We start from the raw sequence: 18,438 nt of genomic DNA, 5'->3' as shown, positions 1-18,438 counted from the left end.
ATTATTTGTCGATTTAACAGATTTGGGAGGCTCATTGCAGAGCAGCACAAAGTAATCGATCTAAGTCACGGATTAAAATTAGCTGTAATCATTGTTTCATTGCATTTTGTTACATTACGCAATGAATTTTCTACCATCCACTTTGGAGCCCACAATGAAAGTTGCAATAAAACCTTTGTCATTGGCTGTACTTGCAGGCCTTGGTCTGACTCTAGCAGGCTGCACAACCACACCTGATACCGATGAAGTGATTAAACTACGTGTCGTAGAAACAACGGACATCCATACTAACCTAATGGATTACGACTACTACAAAGACAAGCCATCAAAAAAAATCGGCTTAGCACGTACTGCAACCCTAGTAAAAAAAGCGCAAAGCGAAGTAATCAACAGCGTATTAGTTGATAACGGTGACTTGTTGCAAGGTAGCCCAATGGGTGACTACATGGCAGACAAAGGTATTGAAGCAGGTGAAGTTCACCCCGCATACAAAGCCATGAATCAACTAAGCTATGAGGCTGCAAACCTAGGTAACCACGAATTCAACTACGGTCTTGAGTTCCTAGAAGAATCGATCAACGACGCTGATTTCCCATACATCAGTGCTAACGTTTACGACGCAAAAACCAAAGAACACTACTTCACGCCATACATCATCAAGACACACACGTTTGAAGATACTGCAGGTGTAGAGCATGAAGTAAAAGTGGGTTACATCGGTTTTGTTCCACCACAAATCATGACGTGGGATAAGAAGAACCTAGAAGGCAAAGTGATCGCTCGCGATATCATTGAGACCGCTAACGAGTTAGTGCCTCAAATGAAAGCGGAAGGAGCAGAGGTTATCGTTGCTATCCCTCACTCAGGCGTATCAACTGACCCCTACAAAAATGGCGAAGAAAACTCAACGTTCTACCTATCTGAAGTAGACGGCATTGATGCTATCGCATTCGGCCACTCTCACGCGGTATTCCCAGGTAAAGGGTTCGACAACATCCAAGGCGTTGACAACGAAAACGGCACCATGAACGGTGTTGCGGCAGTCATGCCAGGTCGTTGGGGTAGCCACGTGGGTGTAATGGATCTAACTCTTGCACAAAAAGACGGTAAGTGGGAAGTCGTTAAAGGCCAATCAGAAGCGCGCCCTATCTACGACAAGATCGAGAAGAAATCTCTTGCTGCCGCTGATGAAGGCATCGTAACAGCACTAGAAAAAGACCATGCAGGTACTCGTGAGTTTGTTAACCAACCAATTGGTAAAGCAGACGATGTGATGTACAGCTTCCTGTCTCTAGTACAAGACGATCCAACCGTACAGATTGTTAACCTTGCACAGAAAGATTACGTTGAGCAATTCATCCAAGGTGACCCAGACCTAGATGGCACACCAGTACTTTCAGCAGCCGCACCATTCAAAGCAGGCGGTCGTAAGAATGACCCGGCTAACTTCACTGAAGTTGAGTCTGGTCAACTGACATTTCGTAACGCAGCTGACTTGTACCTTTACCCGAACACGCTAGTTGCGATGAAGGTAACCGGTCACGAAGTAAAAGAGTGGCTTGAGTGTTCTGCTGGCCAATTCAACCAGATCGACGTGAACTCAACAGCACCACAGCAGCTGATCGAGTGGGATAACTTCCGTACTTACAACTTCGATGTTATCGACGGTGTGGATTACCAAATCGACGTAACTCAGCCTGCGAAATACGATGCAAACTGTAAAGTGGTTAACCCTGACTCTCAGCGTATTGTTGGCCTAACTTACCAAGGTAAGCCAATCGACATGAAGCAAGACTTCTTGATCGCGACCAACAACTACCGAGCATACAGTGCTAAGTTCCCAGGTACAGGTGAAGACTTCATCGCATTTGATGCACCAGATGAGAACCGTACTGTACTTGCAAACTACATCTCTCGCGTAAGCAAAGAGCAAGGCCAAGTGAACCCAACAGCTGACAACAACTGGTCATTCGCACCAATCAAAACGGATAACACACTAGATATCCGCTTTGAAACATCGCCAAGTGAGAAAGCGGCACAATTCATCAAAAATAAGGGTCAATACCCAATGAAACGTGTTGCGACTGACGATGTTGGCTTCGGCGTTTATCAAATTGACCTAACTAAATAGATTACTCTAGTAATCAATAGTTAACCGTCTAAAAAGCTGAGTTTAACGACTCAGCCTTTTTGTTTTGTTATTTAAATTTTAACCCTAGAAACCCTACCTTTCTCCCCCTAAACACCTGTTAATTCATCATCTAAACAACCCAGCTCAAACCGCTAATTGAATCTAATCAACATAAAAAAGCAGCAATACGCTGTAAGTTTTTCTCAGCTCCTCCTGTCTATTTAATTTACTACACTCAATGAATAGCTAATAAGCCATTCATCTATAGGATAGATAAGGACATTTGATGAGTACCGTCGAGAGCATTCAAGCGTGGTTAAATTCAGGAGAGGAGTCGCTGCTATGGCTGATGCTTGGCATTATTGCGCTTTCTTACCTGCTTGAAGATCTGGCCATCGTTACGGCGGCAGGTTTAGCGACCCAAGGGCTCATCCCACCTCAATATGCGTTACTTGCGATTTTCATCGGCATTGCCACCGGGGATCTTGGCCTTTATTACTTAGGTAAATCAGGACGCTATTTCAGAGCTGTTCGTTACAAAGCCCTCACCAACCGATACTTTCGGGCACTTCGTACTAAATTACGTCAAAACGCATTCAGCAGTCTTTTTGTCATTCGCTTTATACCGGGGCTTCGCACCGTCGGGTTTACCTTAAGTGGCTTTTTCGCCATCCCACTACCTACTTTCTTGTTTGCTGTCATCTGCGCCACCGCAATCTGGACTGGCATTGTCTTCTCTGCCATCTACTATTTAGGGACATCAGCGTGGCTGCAAGCCTCTGAATATCAATGGATCGTTATCCCGTGTGCCATCGCTTTGCTGCTAGTCGGCAATCGATTAATGAATAAAACCTACTCTAGAGGATTATCATGAGTTCACCGCAAGATATTCGCATCATTCCCGCACATCAAATCAATGCAGGCATGCCTTTGCTTGAAAAAGACACCGTGCGCAGTGTCTCTCCTTACGAGTTTCTTCCAACGTGGTTCTTCTACACTCCAGTAGTGATTCAAAGCCTGATGCAAGGGTTACGGCACTTTGATTGGGCGCTGCCGCTGATCGCCAACCCGAGCATTAAACTCAGTGGCATGGTCGGCGAATCGAAACACGAGATACTGAGTCTTGCCGGATCGTCGAGTAAGCGTTGGATCTCTCCATTTATCACTCTAACCAAAACCGATCTGAGCAGTAAGAAACAAGCCGAGAATGCACACTGCGCATTGATACAATCGGATCTCGATTTCCCTATTGTGGCGAAACCGGATCTGGGTTGCCGAGGTGTCGGAGTAAAGCTGATCAACAACCAAGATCAACTTGAGCAATATATTAAATCTTTCCCAAATAATGCTCGCTTTCTATTGCAAGAAAAGGCGCCTTACCAAGCCGAGGCTGGCGTTTTCTATGTTCGTTATCCAAACAAAAAGCAAGGCGAGATCATCTCGATCACTCTCAAATATTCGCCAATGGTGATGGGTGATGGCAAGTCGACCCTCAAGCAGTTAATCGAGAACAGCCCACGTGCTGGGCAGCTCAGTCACCTGTATCTACCAAGACATCAAGATAAATTGGATCGAGTGCTCGCAGAGGGCGAGGAGTTCCAACTTGCGTTCGCAGGTAGCCATAGCCGTGGCTGCATCTTCCGAGACGGCAATCAATACATAACTCAAGCTTTAACCGAACGTTTAGATGAGATATTCGACGACTTCGACGGCTTCCATTTTGGTCGACTCGACGTCAAATTCAAAGACATGCACAGCCTAATGAGAGGTGAGGATTTCACCATCCTTGAGGTTAATGGTGCAAGCAGTGAAGCCGGGCACATCTGGGATCGCAACACACCACTACGAGAGATATTTTCCACACTACTTCTGCAATACCGCATTCTTTTTGATATTGGCGCTCAACAGAAACAAAGAGGCCATCAACCTCCTTCTTTTAAGAGCTTGCTTCACGCGTGGCAAGAAGAGCGACGCCTTGTTCAACAATATCCGACCACCGACTAACTTTGTACGAGGATCATGAATGAACCCGATAGCCCAACCAAGCGCCCTCACTTCTGTCTCTCCCAGTATCAAGGGAGCGATAGAGATATTGAATCAGGGTTTAGAGTTCTTGTTAGCAATATCTGACAGTGACTATCTGACACGAGCGAAGCCGCACGTCACAAGCTCTATTGGTGAGCATACTCGTCATACGCTCGATCTTTTTCATGCTCTGATTTTAAAAGAGAACGCGACCGTTGATTACAACACTCGTCGTCGTGGCCATCCAGTCGAATACAACCGCTCAATTGCAGTCAAAGAGATTCGCTATGTGATCAACTGGCTTGAGCGACTAGACCGCAACGATCTCGAAGCGCACATCATGATCCAAACCGAGGTTTCGATGGATACTCAGGTGTTTGCCAGTCTGCCTTCTACGCTGGAAAGAGAGATCACCTTTGCCGCGCTGCATGCCAATCATCATTACGCGATGATCAAGGTGATCACCAGCTTCCTAGACATGGAAACCTGCAACACTTTTGGTTATGCCCCAACCACCAGCAGCTATCTGAGGGAGCAATAATCATGTGTTCAGTATCTTGGCTACTTGAAGAAAATGGCTATCAGGTCTTTTTTAATCGCGATGAACAAAAGACGCGAGCACTGGCGATGCCGCCTAAACAATATCGAGTTAACGGTGTCGATATCATCATGCCACTCGACCCAACGGGCGGTGGTAGTTGGATAAGTATTAATGAGTTCGGGCTTTCGCTTTGTCTACTCAATAACTATCAAGGCATAGTCCCTGCTGGACCTTTAGTCAGCCGTGGTTTGTTACTTAAGAACCTATCATCGAGTCGTAACATCAGTAAGCTCTCTGAAGCATTTCATCAGCTCGACCTGCACTCTTTTGCCCCGTTTACCTTGTTGGCTTTTGCGCCGAACTTAACTCAACACCATGGTTTGGTGATTGCCTACATGTGGGATGGCATTCAACAAAAAATAGTCGAAACCGATTCTCCACTGTTCTCATCCGGTGTTGATTTAGAGCGAGTGCAAGCCTACCGACAAGCAAAGTACAACCAACTTATGGCAACAGGCAAGAATCAGCAGAACTTACTGCTGTTCCACTCTCACCATCACAACGAACAACCTCATTTAGCGACCTGTATGCATCGCGAAGACGCACATACCGTGAGCTTTACACACTTACGTAACCTGCATGGTCAAGCCTCTATGTTTTATGCATCCGGCTCGCCATGCGAACCCATTAAACCATGCCAGATAAATCAGCAGCGCTTTACCTTTGATTTATCACCCGCAATCAATCTATAGATGGAGTCCATCATGAGAAAACTAATCACCATGGTCATGCTACTTGTTAGCCCGTACGTATTTGCCGCCGATGAAATCTACACTGAGTTCTTTAGCAGCAAGGCGCTCGATGGCTACGATACCGTCGCGTATTTCACTTCCGGTAAGCCCGTTGAAGGCAGTAAAAAATTCAGCACTGAATACAAAGGCGCGGACTGGTATTTCTCTTCTGAAAAGAATCTGACTTTATTTGTTAATAATCCTGAAAAATATGCCCCTCAATATGGTGGCTATTGCGCATGGGCCGTTTCTGCCAAAAACGACTTCGCACCAGGCGATCCACAGTATTGGACCATAGTTGATGACAAACTTTATCTTAACTACGACCAAGAGATCCAAGAGGCTTGGGAGCAAGACCGTGCACAGCATATTCAACAAGCCGATAAAGTTTGGCCGCAGCTGATTAAGTAAGGGAATAACCATGACATTCACTCCTGCTAAACATCTCCCGGCAGCATTTATCGCTTTTGTGTTTATTCAGTCGCTGTTCTTTAAGTTCACCGGCTCATACGAGACTGAGCATATCTTTGGCACCTTGGCGACATGGTCTGGCCTGAGTTGGTTCGGTTCATTTGGCGGCTACTTGATTGGGTTCGCTGAATTGATTGCGGCCATTTTGCTGTTTACTCGTTGGCATGGCTTAGGTGCCATCATGAGCGTGGGAATTATGAGTGGCGCGATTTTCTTCCACCTGTTTACGCCGCTCGGTATTCAAATGCCTGAGTTCAATGCAGCAGGCGAGATTGTCGGTTACGACGGCGGGTTATTGTTTGGCATGGCATGCCTAGTTTGGTTATGCGGTGCGTTTTTAAGTGTGAAAGATTTCAAGAATCAAAACGGTTTTCTAAACAACTTTAGTCAATAAGGTAGCTTCACTATGATTGATAGTCCTTTTCGTTTACCACGTTACACGCCTTTTGGTTTAGGTGAGTCTGTTGTCGAGTGGGCAACTGGGCTATCTAAGCTCAATCGACTCTATCAAGATAGACCAAACGAGTTATCTAGTTTTGAATTCATGCATCACACCCTGTCGGCGCTCAATATCGACTACTCGGTTGCATCGGGAAGCACGGAAAACATCCCGGAAGAAGGACCAGTCGTGATTGTGGCGAACCACCCACTTGGCGCCATTGAAGGTGTGATCCTTGCTGATCTCGTAGGATCGGTAAGAAAGGATGTGAAGGTATTAGCGAATGAATTACTCAAGCGACTGCCTGAACTGGATGATCTTTTCATTGGGGTTGATGTCTTTAATAGTAAAGAGTCGAAACGCACCAATGCCAAGGCTATTCGAGATGCCAATCGTCATTTGGCAGACGGTGGACTGTTGATTGTGTTCCCTGCGGGTGAAGTATCGAGTTACCGTAAAGGGGCAAAAACACTGACAGACATCGAATGGAGCAAATCGGTTGCCAAATTCGTCAAACGTCATCAAGCCACTACAGTTCCGATCTTCATCAATGGTAAAAACAGCGAACTTTTCTATCAAGCAGGTCGAGTCCATCCGCTATTAAGAACCGCTCTACTCGGCCGTGAACTTCTTAATAAGCAAGCGACGACTATCTCGATCTCGATTGGCTCATCGATTCCGTGTTCAGAGATAAAATCGTTTGAAAAAGAGATGGATATCGTCAACTACCTACGACTCAATACCTACCTAATGAGTCAACAAGATAGCCCGAGTACGCCAATCCACGCCCCCTCTTTCGATACCCAAGTGATAGCGCCAATATCACCAGAAGTATTATCAATCGAAATAGACTCACTCCCTGAAGAGATGAAACTACTCGAGCAGGGCGACTTTGAGGTCTACTGCACACCAAGCCAATCCATTCCAAACTTAATGCGTGAGATCGGTCGAGTCAGAGAAGAAAGTTTCCGTGAAGTTGGAGAAGGCAGCGGGCTTGCTTGTGATTTAGATGAGTACGATCTTTACTACCACCAACTGTTTGTGTGGAACAAAGCGAAGGCAGAATTGGTCGGCGCTTATCGACTTGGTATGGTCGACAAATTAATCGCAGAGCACGGACTTGATCAGCTCTACTCTCGTAGTCTGTTTAACTACAATCAAGAGTTCATCGATACGTTAGACAACAGCATTGAACTTGGTCGCTCTGTAGTGAGTAAACCTTATCAAAAAAGCCTTAACTCACTGTTACTGCTATGGAAAGGTATCGCGACCTTTGTGTCTCGTCACCCTCAATACACCCACCTATTTGGCCCGGTCAGTATCAGTAATGATTACAGCCACAATGCGCGCCTGTTGATCGCGACCACCTTATCAATTCACCACTACGATGAGGAAAAAGCGAACCTGGTTTCACCTTCTTCACCACTCAATACCAGTAGTCATGTATTCTGGCAGAATCACCTATTATCGTCATTGGCGAGTGTGCCCTTACTTTCTAAAGTGCTAGCTCGTATGGAACAAGGAAAAGGGCTACCGGTGTTATTGCGCCAATACCTAGGGATGAACGGGAAACTAGTGTGCTTTAACGTCGACCCATCATTTAATGATGCTTTAGACGGCTTGATTGTGGTGAACCTTAAGAAAGTACCATTGAAAACTCTAGGTAAATACATGGGTCGAAAACTTGCTCAAGACTATCTAGAACAACATGCTCGACGCTGATTTAACCCACTCTGTACCTACACTTAAATAAGTGCGATGATTTCGGCACTTATTTGAGTTAGGTTATTTTCATGCACACCTCTTTTATCGAACAATTACAAAGCTTCGACTTCTCTGAAAGTCAAATTGAGTCTCTATTAGCCGTCGCGAAACCGCTTGAACTGCCGACGAGACACATACTGATCAACCAAGGAGAGATGGCGAGCTCAATCTACTTTGTACTTGAGGGCTTGTGCCATGCTTGCTACCTCACTGACGACGGTAAACAATACAGCAAAGAGTTCTACTGGGAACAAGATTGGATCATCGGTTTTGAGAGCTTAATAAAAAAACAAGCTTCCCCTTATCTACTGGAAACTTTAACGCCAATCACTCTATTAGAACTTCCAATGATAGCCCTAACTGAGTGGCGCGCATCGAATAACCCCTTGTATTTAAAGTTGTTAGAAACTCAACTGATGCATAAAGAAAACAAAGAACGCTTTATGCTACTCTACACCCCAGAGCAACGTTACCAACTTTTCTGCGAACATTATCCCGATCTGGAACAGCGCTTGAACAACAACCAGATTGCAGCCTACCTAGGAATAACCTCGATAAGCCTTAGCAGAATTAAAGGTCGAATTAACAATAGTTAATGCCAATAATCATCACGCATAGTACATTCAGATCATCGATAATCTCTGGATATAAACATGATCAATTGGTACTCACTTCCCTTTACAGAACTTTCAACGCAACAACTTTATCAATTACTTAAATTACGAGTAGATGTATTTGTGGTTGAGCAGACTTGTCCTTATCCGGAGCTTGACGGTAAAGACACACTCGCAGGTGTTCAACACCTATTAGGCTACGCTGATGAAGAATTGGTAGCGTGCGCGCGTTTACTGCCACCGGGCACAACTTATGACAACGCCAGTATTGGTCGAGTCGCCACCAAACAATCCGCAAGAGGTGATGGCTTAGGACATCAACTACTGAAAGAAGCATTAACAAGCTGTGAAGTTTTTTGGCCGAGTACAGCCATCGATATTGGCGCACAACAACACCTAGAAAGCTTCTACAAAAGTCATGGATTCAAGACGATCTCTGAGATGTACCTGGAAGATGATATTCCACATGTAGACATGAGATTAGAGAAGTAATGTCGAATATCACTGTCGGTATCCTAATGCTGATTGCGGGTAACCTGTTTGCCTCACTTTCGGACGTAGCAGTTAAATTATTGAATGGCGAAGTACCGCCTCTTCAGTATATTTTTTTCCGACAGTTGATATCCCTACTTATCATCACCCCTTTGTGGCTGCAACAGAAAAAAGAGCAACGACGCTTACAGCAAGCCAAAGTCACCTTTATACGAGGACAGCTAATATTGATTGGCAGTGGGTGTATGGTTGTGGCGATCACCCATTTATCTTTGGCAACTGCTAACGCTGTGTTTTACGTCGCCCCCTTATTGATGTTGCCTCTTGCTATGTTTCTACTGAAAGAGCAACCAGCACTTGGCAAGGTTATCGCCACTTCTATCGGCTTCATTGGTGCGCTGATAGTCTTAAGGCCATCGCAATTCCACTGGGCAGCACTGTTTGCTTTGGGCACAGCACTCACACTCGCACTCTTCAATGTACTAGTAAGAAAACTCCCTAGCGAGCAATCGGTGGTCACGACGCTGTGGTGGACAACATTATTCTCAGTTCCAGCTTCATTGATATTATGCTTCCTATACTGGCAACCGGTTTCCATAGAACATTTGGGATACATTGGATTAAGCGCAACATTGATACTGAGCTATAACGGTCTTGCCGTTGCCGCCTATCAGAAAGCTCACTCTAGCCAAATTGCATTGGCAGAGTATTCGGGGTTAGTCTTTGTTGCATTCATCGGAGCAGCATGGTTCGATGAAATCCCAGACACATTGACCTTTATCGGAATCATGCTGATTATCTTGCCGCTGGCACCTTTCAAACGCCCAAAAAAAAGAGCTAGTCATTAGCTCTTTTCTATCAAAGAATAGGTAGCTGTCAACTTCGTCTGATTTACTTGCTTCGACCAAAGCCACCATCAGACAGTCGGAAAAACATCACCGAAGTGTCGCCTTTCTCTAGCTGAAGAATATCCAGTTGACCCGTTTCTGCAACTTTAAATCGCACTAGCTGGCCTTTTCGGATCTGGCTAAGAGGCTTATCAGAGCCTTCAATACGGACTAAAGCGTTAAGATCAGACAACGGTAAATCATTGTTTCGAAAAACCTGCGCCAAAGTGTCACCTTGCTTAACAAGATACTCCTGCCAGCTGCTAGATTCTGATGGGGTACTTTTGGTATTTTGCTGTTTACTTAACCCAACGGTGTCTATCTCAAGTGCGACACGCGATGTTGATGGAACTACCTCTACTTTAGGCTCTGGGAGCGGCACGAAAAGTAAGACCAATACGATTGGCGCTATTACCATCAATAACCTTTGGTGCAACTTCGGCAATGCTTGCCAAGTTTGCGTAACTGTGGCCTTCATTTTTTTTATATCGAGTGAGCTCAATTTGACTTTGAGCTGTAGCAGTCGATCCTTAAGCTCTGCAAAGTGGTCAACTTGCTGTTTTTTCTTTTGACGACGATTCATACCACTGCGTCCTATACGTTGAATCACTACAGTATAAAAACCAAAGTACCAACAGTATAGATCTTTCCGTCACAACGAGGAGCAAAGCAGGAAAATTAACATAGCTGTGATTTTGGGCTCAGTAAAGCACAAGTGATCAGGGGCTAACCATTTCTTCACGATGCTAATACTGTTATTCTTACTGTTTTCGTACTGACAAAAAGAGTGACTTTTCATGTCTGAAGTAAAATTTGAAACTGTAGAGCAAAAAGCAAGCTACGGTATCGGTCTACAAATGGGCCAACAACTTGCTGGTTCTGGCCTTGAAGGCCTAAACGTTGACGCAATCGCTGCCGGTATCGCAACTGCTCTAGTTGGTGACATGCCAGCTATCGAAATTGACGAAATCAACAATGCACTACAAGAGCTACACACTCGTGGTGAAGCTGCACGTCAAGAACTAGCTAAAGCTGCTGCTGCTGACGGCGAAGCTTTCTTAGCTGACAACGCTCTTCGTTCAGAAGTGACGGTTCTTGAGTCTGGTCTTCAGTACGAAGTACTCACTGAAGGTACTGGCGAAATTCCAACAGCAGACAAGCAAGTTCGTGTGCACTACCACGGTGAACTAACTGACGGTACTGTTTTCGACAGCTCTGTATCTCGCGGCCAACCTGCTGAATTCCCAGTAACTGGCGTAATTCAAGGTTGGGTACAAGCTCTACAAATGATGCCTGTTGGCTCTAAGTGGAAGCTATACGTCCCTCAAGATCTAGCATACGGTGAGCGTGGCGCAGGCGCAGCAATCCCACCATTTGCTGCTCTAGTATTTGAAGTAGAACTTCTAGCTATTCTTTAATTTTTGAAAAAACCTATAGTAAAACAAACTACTATAGGGAAATAAAATTAAAATAATCCAACGGCGATGTCACTACATCGCCGTTTTTCGTTTATAGTGAAAGAGTCAATTACTTTATTACTTAAGGACGAATAATGAAGAAAGTACTCATTACAATTTTAAGCAGCCTTGCTGTTGTCTCTTGCGCTAGCACTAGCGATTCTGAACAAAAAGCCAGTTCATCATCAGATACCAACTATTCACAACTATCACAAACTGCACTAATGGCAGCTGTGAATATGTGGGCTCAACAAAATGAAACAACGCCGCTCGCAGATAGCGTTGCTGACCAAGCCTCTGTAACCAACGACCAAGCTATTGGCGGTATCGGTTCAATGCTGGCTCTAGCACAAAACTCACTTGATACTGCTGACAATAAAGAACTCGCATCACTTATTCCTGGAATGTCTTCACTTGAATCAAGCGGCTTATCATCTGTTCTAAACTCGCAAACAGCTGTAGAAAGTGCTTTTTCTGGTTTAGGTATGGACTCGTCAATGATAGCAAAGTTCGCACCAATCATTCTTCAAACACTTCAATCTCAAGGCGCAACAAGTGGATTGATGGACTCACTTGCAGCTATTTGGCAGTAGCTATAAACAGTAAATTAGAGAATAGTTTAAGGGCACTTTGGTGCTCTTTTCTGTGTGCGGAAGAAAAAATATTTGAGATATGAGATATGAGATATGAGATATTTTTGAAAAATGGCGCAGATAAGACAAGCAAAAAATGCCAAACATCGTGGTGCAATTTCTTGTCTTGTTGTCAGATTCGACAGACACAAAAAAGCCGAGCTAATGCTCGGCTTTTTGTATTAATAATCTAGTCTAGATTACTCAGCGGCGTCTTCAGCAGCTGGGCGGTCTACAAGCTCAATGTAAGCCATTGGAGCTTTATCACCAGTACGGAAACCACATTTAAGAATGCGAGTGTAACCACCTTGGCGAGCCGCAAAGCGCGGGCCTAGTTCATTAAATAGTTTTGCTACAACTTCGTTATCACGAGTGCGAGCAAATGCAAGACGACGGTTAGCAACACTGTCTGTCTTAGCTAGGGTAATCAACGGCTCAATTACGCGACGTAGTTCTTTTGCTTTAGGCACGGTAGTCTTAATAACTTCGTGACGAACAAGAGAGCTAGCCATGTTGCTGAACATCGCTTTACGATGACTGCTGTTGCGGTTGAGTTGACGACCACTTTTACGATGGCGCATGACCTAATCCTTCTAACTTTTCGATTAATCTTCAGCGATTGACGCTGGTGGCCAATTTTCTAGGCGCATGCCTAGAGAAAGACCACGTGAAGCAAGCACATCTTTAATCTCTGTAAGAGATTTCTTACCAAGGTTTGGCGTTTTAAGTAGCTCAACCTCAGTGCGCTGTACAAGATCACCGATGTAGTGAATCGCTTCTGCTTTCAAACAGTTAGCAGAGCGAACTGTTAGTTCAAGATCGTCTACAGGACGTAGTAGGATAGGATCGAATTCTGGCTTCTCTTCCTTCTCCTCAGGTACACGTACATCACGAAGATCTACGAACGCATCCAATTGTTCAGCTAAAATAGTAGCTGCACGACGGATTGCTTCCTCAGGTTCTAGAGTACCGTTCGTTTCCATATCGATAACAAGCTTGTCTAAGTCAGTACGTTGTTCTACACGTGCCGCTTCTACAGCGTAGGCGATTTTATCGACCGGGCTGTAAGTAGCGTCAACAAGTAGACGACCGATTGGACGCTCATCTTCTTCAGTATGGATACGAGCTGAAGCTGGAACGTAACCACGACCACGTTCTACTTTGATTCGCATAGCGATCTCAGCATTGTCATCCGTTAGGTGACAAATTACGTGCTCAGGGTTAGCGATCTCTACATCACCATCGTGGGTGATGTCACCTGCAACAACAGGGCCTGAGCCTGATTTGTTCAGTGTAATAAACACTTCATCTTTGCCTTCAGCAACGCGTACAGCCAAACCTTTAAGGTTCAGAAGGATTTCAAGGATATCTTCCTGAACGCCTTCTTTAGTGCTGTATTCGTGTAGCACACCTTCAATTTCAACTTCTGTTACGGCACAACCCGGCATAGAAGATAGAAGAATGCGGCGAAGAGCATTACCTAGAGTGTGGCCGAAACCGCGCTCTAATGGCTCAAGAGTTACTTTCGCGTGTGTCGTATTGATCTGTTCAATGTCAACAAGACGCGGCTTAAGAAATTCTGTTACAGAACCCTGCATTGTGTCCTCTCTTTTTTTAACCTTACTTAGAGTAAAGTTCGACGATCAAGTGTTCATTGATGTCAGCTGATAGATCAGAACGCTCAGGCATACGCTTGAATGTACCTTCCATTTTGCCAGCATCTACTTCAATCCAAGTTGGCTTTTCACGTTGTTCAGCAACTTCTAGAGCAGCTTTAATACGAGATTGCTGTTTAGCTTTCTCGCGAATAGAAACAACGTCATTTGCCGCTACTTTGAAAGAAGGAACGTTTACAACTTTACCGTTAACTAGGATAGACTTGTGGCTAACTAGTTGACGAGATTCAGCGCGAGTTGCACCAAAACCCATACGGTAAACTACGTTATCAAGACGACCTTCAAGAAGCTGAAGCAGGTTTGCACCCGTGTTGCCTTTAAGACGTGCAGCTTCTTTGTAGTAGTTGCGGAATTGTTTTTCTAGAACGCCGTAGATACGACGAACTTTTTGCTTCTCACGAAGCTGAACGCCATACTCAGATAGACGACCGCGACGAGCGCCGTGTACACCTGGTGCGTTATCAATTTTACACTTGGTATCGATCGCACGGACACCAGACTTAAGAAATAAGTCAGTACCTTCGCGACGGCTAAGCTTCAGCTTAGGACCCAAATATCTTGCCATGATCTTTCTCCAATATTCCTAGAAACGAAACTTAAACGCGGCGTTTCTTAGGTGGACGACAACCGTTATGAGGGATTGGTGTCGCATCAACAATGTTAGTGATACGGAAACCAGCAGCGTTCAGTGCACGAACAGTAGATTCGCGACCTGGACCTGGACCCTTAACCATAACTTCCAAGTTCTTTAGGCCATATTCTTTAGCCATTTCACCACAACGCTCAGCTGCAACTTGTGCTGCGAACGGAGTAGATTTACGAGAACCACGGAAGCCTGAACCACCTGCTGTAGCCCATGCAAGAGCATTGCCTTGACGGTCAGTGATAGTTACGATTGTGTTGTTGAAAGAAGCATGAATGTGCGCTACGCCATCAGCTACTTGCTTGCGTACGCGCTTACGCGCGCGAGTTGGTTGTTTTGCCATTGTACTCTACCTTATCCGACTATTTCTTGATCGGCTTGCGCGGACCCTTACGGGTGCGAGCGTTGGTTTTAGTACGCTGTCCACGTAGTGGTAGACTGCGACGATGACGAAGACCGCGGTAACAGCCAAGGTCCATAAGACGCTTGATGTTCATCGATACTTCACGACGTAGATCACCTTCTACAGTGTACTTAGCTACACCATCACGCAGTTGATCGATCTGCTCTTCAGTTAGTTCACTGATCTTAGCATCTTCAGCAATACCCACTTCAGCTAGAATAGCTTGAGAGCGAGTTTTACCGATACCGTAGATTGCAGTAAGTGCAATTACAGAATGCTTATGATCAGGAATGTTAATGCCGGCTATACGGGCCATTATTCACTCCTAAGGGGGTTCATAAAAGAATTATCCGCAGCAAAGCCCGTTATGGATACGCTGCGGCATACTACTTCTTTTGCACGCAAAAGGTAGGCCGAGGAATATACTCGACTCTACCTTGTATTTCAAGTAAAAATTTCTGCTAATTAGCCTTGGCGTTGCTTATGCTTTGGCTCACTGCAAATCACGCGAACGACACCGTTACGCTTGATAACTTTACAGTTACGGCAGATTTTTTTAACGGAAGCACGAACTTTCATTGCTAAACTCCGTAAATGGAATCGAAATTGTTATAACCGAATTAACGGCCGTAACCTTTTAGATTCGCTTTCTTTAACACAGAATCATACTGTTGAGACATCAGATGAGTCTGTACCTGTGCCATGAAATCCATGATAACTACCACTACGATTAATAGTGAAGTGCCGCCGAAGTAGAAACGAACGTTCCACGCGACCATCATGAACTCAGGAATCAGACATATAAAAGTAATGTATAGAGCGCCCGCAAGGGTCAGTCTAGTCATCACTTTATCGATATATTTCGCTGTCTGCTCACCTGGGCGGATACCGGGTACGAATGCACCAGACTTCTTCAAGTTATCAGCTGTTTCGCGAGGGTTAAACACCAACGCTGTATAGAAGAAACAGAAGAAGATTATAGCTGCTGCATAAAGCATTACATACAGAGGCTGACCTGGGCTAAGAGCTAATGACACGTCAGTTAACCAACCGAACGCGCTGCTTTCACCATTTTGACCAAACCACTGTGCTAATGTTCCTGGGAACAAAATAATACTCGATGCAAAAATCGCTGGAATAACACCTGCCATATTAATTTTAAGAGGCAGATGAGAGCTTTGTGCTGCAAAAACTTTACGACCTTGTTGACGTTTCGCATAGTTAACGACAATACGACGTTGACCACGTTCCATGAAAACTACGAAGTAAATAACAGCAAAAGACAAAACAGCAATCAACAGCAGAAGAAGCACATGCAATTCACCTTGACGCGCTTGCTCGATTGTTTGACCGATTGCAGAAGGCAACCCAGCAACAATACCTGCAAAAATCAGAATGGAAATACCATTACCGATTCCTCGCTCAGTGATTTGTTCACCTAACCACATTAAAAACATGGTACCAGTTACTAAACTCACGGTTGCAATAAGCGTAAACATGGTTTGGTTGATAACAACCAGATTATCGACCATGTTTGGTAAGCCTGTTGCGATACCAATAGCTTGGAATGTTGCAAGTACAAGCGTGCCGTAGCGTGTATATTGGCTTATCTTACGACGGCCTGCTTCACCCTCTTTCTTGAGTTCCGCTAACGCTGGATGAACTACAGTTAGCAATTGGACTACGATCGATGCCGAAATGTACGGCATGATACCCAATGCTAATATAGATGCACGCTCAAGAGCACCACCGGAGAACATGTTAAACATTTCAACGATGGTACCTTTTTGCTGATCGAACAAATCGGCAAGTACAGCTGCGTCAATACCAGGGATCGGCACAAAAGAGCCGGCTCGGAATACTAAAAGTGCACCAATTACGAATAATAAGCGCGACTTTAGTTCACTTAAGCCGCTCTGAGCACTACGAAAATCTTTTCCTGGTTTCTTAGCCATCTGTACCTCGTTCCTCGAGATTATTCCTCGATTTTACCGCCTGCAGCTTCGATTGCAGCTTTAGCGCCTTTAGTCACGCGTAGACCTTTAACAGTCACAGCTTTGCTTAGGTCACCAGAAAGAACGATCTTAACAAATTCGATGTTCTTAGTGATAACGTTAGCAGCTTTAAGGCTGTTAAGATCAACTACGTCACCTGTTACTTTCGCTAGCTCAGCTAGACGAACTTCAGCAGACACTAGGCTCTTACGAGAAGTGAAACCGAACTTAGGTAGACGTTGTTTTAGAGGCATTTGACCGCCTTCAAAACCTGGACGAACAGAGCCGCCAGAACGTGACTTTTGACCTTTGTGACCGCGGCCACCTGTTTTACCAAGGCCAGAACCGATACCACGACCTACACGCTTCTTAGAAGGTTTAGAGCCAGTAGCCGGTGATAGAGTATTCAAACGCATTCTGATTACTCCTCAATCTTAACCATGTAGTAAACCTTGTTGATCATACCGCGTACGCACGGTGTATCTTCAAGTTCTACTGTATGGTTGATGCGACGAAGACCTAGACCTTTAAGACACGCTTTGTGCTTAGGTAGGCGACCAATTGAGCTTTTAGTTTGAGTTACTTTAATAGTTGCCATCGTGTGCTTACTCCGAAATAGATTCAACAGTTAGACCACGTTTAGCAGCAACCATTTCTGGTGACTTAACGTCTACTAAAGCACCAATCGTTGCACGAACGATATTGATAGGGTTCGTAGAACCGTATGCTTTAGAAAGTACGTTATGTACGCCCGCAACTTCAAGTACAGCACGCATTGCACCACCGGCAATAACACCTGTACCTTCAGCAGCTGGCTGCATGTAAACTTTAGAGCCCGAATGACGACCTTTCACCGGGTGGTGAAGAGTGCCTTCGTTAAGCGCAACAGTAACCATGTTACGACGCGCCTTTTCCATTGCTTTTTGAATCGCAGCAGGTACTTCACGAGCTTTGCCGTAACCGAAACCTACACGACCATTACCGTCACCAACTACTGTTAGTGCAGTGAAGCTCATGATTCGACCACCTTTAACCGTCTTAGATACACGGTTAACAGCAATCAATTTTTCTTGCAAATCATTAGCTTGTTGTTGTTCTTTAGCCATCTTCCAACCCTACCTTAGAATTTCAGACCAGCTTCGCGAGCAGATTCTGCTAGCGCCGCTACTCGACCGTGGTATTGGAAACCAGAACGATCGAATGCAACTGAAGCTACGCCTTTTTCAAGAGCGCGCTCAGCAACAGTTTTACCAACTGTTTTAGCTGCATCAATGTTACCAGTGTTCTTAACTTGCTCACGGATCGCTTTTTCTACAGTAGAAGCAGCTGCGATAACCTCAGAGCCGTTTGCCGAGATAACTTGTGCGTAAACATGGCGAGGAGTACGGTGTACTACCAGGCGAGTTGCACCAAGTTCTGCAATCTTACGACGTGCACGTGTAGCACGACGGATGCGAGATGCTTTCTTATCCATAGTG

At 44.9% G+C, this 18,438-nt stretch carries 25 protein-coding genes; 13 read left to right on the top strand and 12 right to left on the bottom strand.

All coding sequences use genetic code 11. The annotated features are described in order from the left end of the window. Window positions 1-154: 154 nt before the first annotated feature. The 11 genes from OCT63_RS05280 to OCT63_RS05230 all read left to right on the top strand — a co-directional run bounded on the left by OCT63_RS05280 (window position 155) and on the right by OCT63_RS05230 (window position 10,116). Entirely contained in the window at window positions 155-2,131 is a 1,977-nt protein-coding gene (locus OCT63_RS05280; RefSeq protein ID WP_161686751.1) for a bifunctional 2',3'-cyclic-nucleotide 2'-phosphodiesterase/3'-nucleotidase, read from the top strand. Between the two features lie 286 nt (window positions 2,132-2,417). Then, on the top strand, window positions 2,418-3,005 hold the full coding sequence (locus OCT63_RS05275) for a DedA family protein (RefSeq protein WP_269983321.1): 588 nt from the start codon (window positions 2,418-2,420) through the stop codon (window positions 3,003-3,005). Beyond that, window positions 3,002-4,135: an ATP-grasp domain-containing protein gene (locus OCT63_RS05270; protein WP_269983320.1), complete on the top strand. Its 1,134-nt coding sequence runs from the start codon at window positions 3,002-3,004 to the stop codon at window positions 4,133-4,135. Before OCT63_RS05275 ends, OCT63_RS05270 begins: the two co-directional genes overlap by 4 nt. A gap of 19 nt (window positions 4,136-4,154) precedes the next feature. Then, window positions 4,155-4,697, top strand: a complete 543-nt coding sequence (locus OCT63_RS05265) for a DinB family protein (RefSeq protein WP_161673291.1) — start codon at window positions 4,155-4,157, stop codon at window positions 4,695-4,697. Between the two features lie 2 nt (window positions 4,698-4,699). Continuing rightward, window positions 4,700-5,449: an NRDE family protein gene (locus OCT63_RS05260; RefSeq protein WP_060468706.1), complete on the top strand. Its 750-nt coding sequence runs from the start codon at window positions 4,700-4,702 to the stop codon at window positions 5,447-5,449. Window positions 5,450-5,461: 12 nt separating this feature from the next. Continuing rightward, window positions 5,462-5,899, top strand: coding sequence for a YHS domain-containing (seleno)protein (locus OCT63_RS05255; RefSeq protein ID WP_060468707.1), 438 nt, complete (start codon window positions 5,462-5,464; stop codon window positions 5,897-5,899). 10 nt (window positions 5,900-5,909) lie between these two features. Next, window positions 5,910-6,353 carry a hypothetical protein gene (locus tag OCT63_RS05250; protein ID WP_060468708.1) on the top strand — a complete coding sequence of 148 codons (444 nt, stop codon included), beginning with the start codon at window positions 5,910-5,912 and terminating at the stop codon, window positions 6,351-6,353. A 12-nt stretch (window positions 6,354-6,365) separates the two neighbouring features. After that, window positions 6,366-8,120, top strand: a complete 1,755-nt coding sequence (locus OCT63_RS05245) for a lysophospholipid acyltransferase family protein (RefSeq protein ID WP_060468709.1) — start codon at window positions 6,366-6,368, stop codon at window positions 8,118-8,120. A gap of 71 nt (window positions 8,121-8,191) precedes the next feature. Then, window positions 8,192-8,758, top strand: a complete 567-nt coding sequence (locus OCT63_RS05240) for a Crp/Fnr family transcriptional regulator (RefSeq protein WP_060468710.1) — start codon at window positions 8,192-8,194, stop codon at window positions 8,756-8,758. A 57-nt stretch (window positions 8,759-8,815) separates the two neighbouring features. Beyond that, entirely contained in the window at window positions 8,816-9,268 is a 453-nt protein-coding gene (locus tag OCT63_RS05235; RefSeq protein WP_060468711.1) for a GNAT family N-acetyltransferase, read from the top strand. Continuing rightward, a complete protein-coding gene (locus OCT63_RS05230; protein WP_161686745.1) occupies window positions 9,268-10,116 on the top strand; it encodes a DMT family transporter in 849 nt (282 codons plus the stop codon). The genes OCT63_RS05235 and OCT63_RS05230 overlap by 1 nt, the downstream gene beginning before the upstream one ends. Window positions 10,117-10,159: 43 nt before the next feature. On the opposite strand, the gene OCT63_RS05225 is transcribed toward OCT63_RS05230, so the two are convergent. Continuing rightward, a complete protein-coding gene (locus tag OCT63_RS05225; RefSeq protein ID WP_077680930.1) occupies window positions 10,160-10,738 on the bottom strand; it encodes a LysM-like peptidoglycan-binding domain-containing protein in 579 nt (192 codons plus the stop codon). Window positions 10,739-10,952: 214 nt separating this feature from the next. Here OCT63_RS05225 and OCT63_RS05220 point away from each other — a divergent pair, with 214 nt between their 5' ends. Both OCT63_RS05220 and OCT63_RS05215 read left to right on the top strand, forming a co-directional pair. After that, window positions 10,953-11,573 carry an FKBP-type peptidyl-prolyl cis-trans isomerase gene (locus OCT63_RS05220; RefSeq protein WP_060468713.1) on the top strand — a complete coding sequence of 207 codons (621 nt, stop codon included), beginning with the start codon at window positions 10,953-10,955 and terminating at the stop codon, window positions 11,571-11,573. Between the two features lie 134 nt (window positions 11,574-11,707). Beyond that, entirely contained in the window at window positions 11,708-12,205 is a 498-nt protein-coding gene (locus OCT63_RS05215) for a DUF2780 domain-containing protein (protein WP_060468714.1), read from the top strand. A 239-nt stretch (window positions 12,206-12,444) separates the two neighbouring features. On the opposite strand, the gene rplQ is transcribed toward OCT63_RS05215, so the two are convergent. From rplQ to rplR, 11 genes are all read right to left on the bottom strand, one after another. Then, window positions 12,445-12,825: a 50S ribosomal protein L17 gene (gene rplQ / locus OCT63_RS05210; RefSeq protein WP_017054809.1), complete on the bottom strand. Its 381-nt coding sequence runs from the start codon at window positions 12,823-12,825 to the stop codon at window positions 12,445-12,447. 24 nt (window positions 12,826-12,849) lie between these two features. Then, window positions 12,850-13,842, bottom strand: a complete 993-nt coding sequence (locus OCT63_RS05205; protein WP_004729813.1) for a DNA-directed RNA polymerase subunit alpha — start codon at window positions 13,840-13,842, stop codon at window positions 12,850-12,852. Between the two features lie 22 nt (window positions 13,843-13,864). Continuing rightward, window positions 13,865-14,485 carry a 30S ribosomal protein S4 gene (gene rpsD / locus OCT63_RS05200; RefSeq protein ID WP_004738777.1) on the bottom strand — a complete coding sequence of 207 codons (621 nt, stop codon included), beginning with the start codon at window positions 14,483-14,485 and terminating at the stop codon, window positions 13,865-13,867. Window positions 14,486-14,516: 31 nt separating this feature from the next. After that, window positions 14,517-14,906 (bottom strand): 30S ribosomal protein S11, encoded by a 390-nt coding sequence (gene rpsK, locus OCT63_RS05195; protein WP_004738778.1) that lies wholly within the window; start codon window positions 14,904-14,906, stop codon window positions 14,517-14,519. A gap of 19 nt (window positions 14,907-14,925) precedes the next feature. Then, window positions 14,926-15,282 (bottom strand): 30S ribosomal protein S13, encoded by a 357-nt coding sequence (gene rpsM, locus OCT63_RS05190; RefSeq protein WP_004738779.1) that lies wholly within the window; start codon window positions 15,280-15,282, stop codon window positions 14,926-14,928. A 149-nt stretch (window positions 15,283-15,431) separates the two neighbouring features. Further along, window positions 15,432-15,545: a 50S ribosomal protein L36 gene (gene rpmJ, locus OCT63_RS05185; RefSeq protein WP_000868186.1), complete on the bottom strand. Its 114-nt coding sequence runs from the start codon at window positions 15,543-15,545 to the stop codon at window positions 15,432-15,434. A gap of 41 nt (window positions 15,546-15,586) precedes the next feature. After that, window positions 15,587-16,921 carry a preprotein translocase subunit SecY gene (gene secY / locus OCT63_RS05180; protein ID WP_017054810.1) on the bottom strand — a complete coding sequence of 445 codons (1,335 nt, stop codon included), beginning with the start codon at window positions 16,919-16,921 and terminating at the stop codon, window positions 15,587-15,589. Window positions 16,922-16,941: 20 nt separating this feature from the next. Beyond that, window positions 16,942-17,376, bottom strand: coding sequence for a 50S ribosomal protein L15 (gene rplO, locus OCT63_RS05175; RefSeq protein WP_060468715.1), 435 nt, complete (start codon window positions 17,374-17,376; stop codon window positions 16,942-16,944). 5 nt (window positions 17,377-17,381) lie between these two features. Further along, window positions 17,382-17,558, bottom strand: coding sequence for a 50S ribosomal protein L30 (gene rpmD / locus OCT63_RS05170; RefSeq protein ID WP_004736756.1), 177 nt, complete (start codon window positions 17,556-17,558; stop codon window positions 17,382-17,384). Between the two features lie 7 nt (window positions 17,559-17,565). Next, window positions 17,566-18,066, bottom strand: coding sequence for a 30S ribosomal protein S5 (gene rpsE, locus OCT63_RS05165; RefSeq protein WP_004738783.1), 501 nt, complete (start codon window positions 18,064-18,066; stop codon window positions 17,566-17,568). Window positions 18,067-18,080: 14 nt separating this feature from the next. After that, window positions 18,081-18,434 carry a 50S ribosomal protein L18 gene (gene rplR, locus OCT63_RS05160; protein WP_017054811.1) on the bottom strand — a complete coding sequence of 118 codons (354 nt, stop codon included), beginning with the start codon at window positions 18,432-18,434 and terminating at the stop codon, window positions 18,081-18,083. Between the last annotated feature and the right edge of the window lie 4 nt (window positions 18,435-18,438).

This window comes from Vibrio sp. RW (assembly GCF_027587105.1).
In the GTDB taxonomy this organism is placed as follows: domain Bacteria; phylum Pseudomonadota; class Gammaproteobacteria; order Enterobacterales; family Vibrionaceae; genus Vibrio; species Vibrio toranzoniae.
The sequence above is the reverse complement of the archived record's forward strand: the minus strand, read 5'-3'. Positions and strand labels throughout refer to the sequence as shown.

What these genes read in the sequence shown, in the direction of transcription:
- OCT63_RS05215 (WP_060468714.1), top strand. Translation starts at nt 11,708, where the DNA reads ATGAAGAAAGTACTCATTACAATTTTAAGCAGCCTTGCTGTTGTCTCT.
- OCT63_RS05225 (WP_077680930.1), bottom strand. Translation starts at nt 10,738, where the DNA reads ATGAATCGTCGTCAAAAGAAAAAACAGCAAGTTGACCACTTTGCAGAG.
- OCT63_RS05255 (WP_060468707.1), top strand. Translation starts at nt 5,462, where the DNA reads ATGAGAAAACTAATCACCATGGTCATGCTACTTGTTAGCCCGTACGTA.
- OCT63_RS05250 (WP_060468708.1), top strand. Translation starts at nt 5,910, where the DNA reads ATGACATTCACTCCTGCTAAACATCTCCCGGCAGCATTTATCGCTTTT.
- secY (WP_017054810.1), bottom strand. Translation starts at nt 16,921, where the DNA reads ATGGCTAAGAAACCAGGAAAAGATTTTCGTAGTGCTCAGAGCGGCTTA.
- OCT63_RS05220 (WP_060468713.1), top strand. Translation starts at nt 10,953, where the DNA reads ATGTCTGAAGTAAAATTTGAAACTGTAGAGCAAAAAGCAAGCTACGGT.
- OCT63_RS05240 (WP_060468710.1), top strand. Translation starts at nt 8,192, where the DNA reads ATGCACACCTCTTTTATCGAACAATTACAAAGCTTCGACTTCTCTGAA.
- OCT63_RS05235 (WP_060468711.1), top strand. Translation starts at nt 8,816, where the DNA reads ATGATCAATTGGTACTCACTTCCCTTTACAGAACTTTCAACGCAACAA.
- rpsM (WP_004738779.1), bottom strand. Translation starts at nt 15,282, where the DNA reads ATGGCCCGTATAGCCGGCATTAACATTCCTGATCATAAGCATTCTGTA.
- rpsD (WP_004738777.1), bottom strand. Translation starts at nt 14,485, where the DNA reads ATGGCAAGATATTTGGGTCCTAAGCTGAAGCTTAGCCGTCGCGAAGGT.
- OCT63_RS05230 (WP_161686745.1), top strand. Translation starts at nt 9,268, where the DNA reads ATGTCGAATATCACTGTCGGTATCCTAATGCTGATTGCGGGTAACCTG.
- rpsE (WP_004738783.1), bottom strand. Translation starts at nt 18,066, where the DNA reads ATGGCTAAAGAACAACAACAAGCTAATGATTTGCAAGAAAAATTGATT.
- rplO (WP_060468715.1), bottom strand. Translation starts at nt 17,376, where the DNA reads ATGCGTTTGAATACTCTATCACCGGCTACTGGCTCTAAACCTTCTAAG.
- OCT63_RS05280 (WP_161686751.1), top strand. Translation starts at nt 155, where the DNA reads ATGAAAGTTGCAATAAAACCTTTGTCATTGGCTGTACTTGCAGGCCTT.
- OCT63_RS05265 (WP_161673291.1), top strand. Translation starts at nt 4,155, where the DNA reads ATGAACCCGATAGCCCAACCAAGCGCCCTCACTTCTGTCTCTCCCAGT.
- OCT63_RS05245 (WP_060468709.1), top strand. Translation starts at nt 6,366, where the DNA reads ATGATTGATAGTCCTTTTCGTTTACCACGTTACACGCCTTTTGGTTTA.
- rpsK (WP_004738778.1), bottom strand. Translation starts at nt 14,906, where the DNA reads ATGGCAAAACAACCAACTCGCGCGCGTAAGCGCGTACGCAAGCAAGTA.
- rpmJ (WP_000868186.1), bottom strand. Translation starts at nt 15,545, where the DNA reads ATGAAAGTTCGTGCTTCCGTTAAAAAAATCTGCCGTAACTGTAAAGTT.
- OCT63_RS05270 (WP_269983320.1), top strand. Translation starts at nt 3,002, where the DNA reads ATGAGTTCACCGCAAGATATTCGCATCATTCCCGCACATCAAATCAAT.
- OCT63_RS05260 (WP_060468706.1), top strand. Translation starts at nt 4,700, where the DNA reads ATGTGTTCAGTATCTTGGCTACTTGAAGAAAATGGCTATCAGGTCTTT.
- OCT63_RS05205 (WP_004729813.1), bottom strand. Translation starts at nt 13,842, where the DNA reads ATGCAGGGTTCTGTAACAGAATTTCTTAAGCCGCGTCTTGTTGACATT.
- OCT63_RS05275 (WP_269983321.1), top strand. Translation starts at nt 2,418, where the DNA reads ATGAGTACCGTCGAGAGCATTCAAGCGTGGTTAAATTCAGGAGAGGAG.
- rplR (WP_017054811.1), bottom strand. Translation starts at nt 18,434, where the DNA reads ATGGATAAGAAAGCATCTCGCATCCGTCGTGCTACACGTGCACGTCGT.
- rplQ (WP_017054809.1), bottom strand. Translation starts at nt 12,825, where the DNA reads ATGCGCCATCGTAAAAGTGGTCGTCAACTCAACCGCAACAGCAGTCAT.
- rpmD (WP_004736756.1), bottom strand. Translation starts at nt 17,558, where the DNA reads ATGGCAACTATTAAAGTAACTCAAACTAAAAGCTCAATTGGTCGCCTA.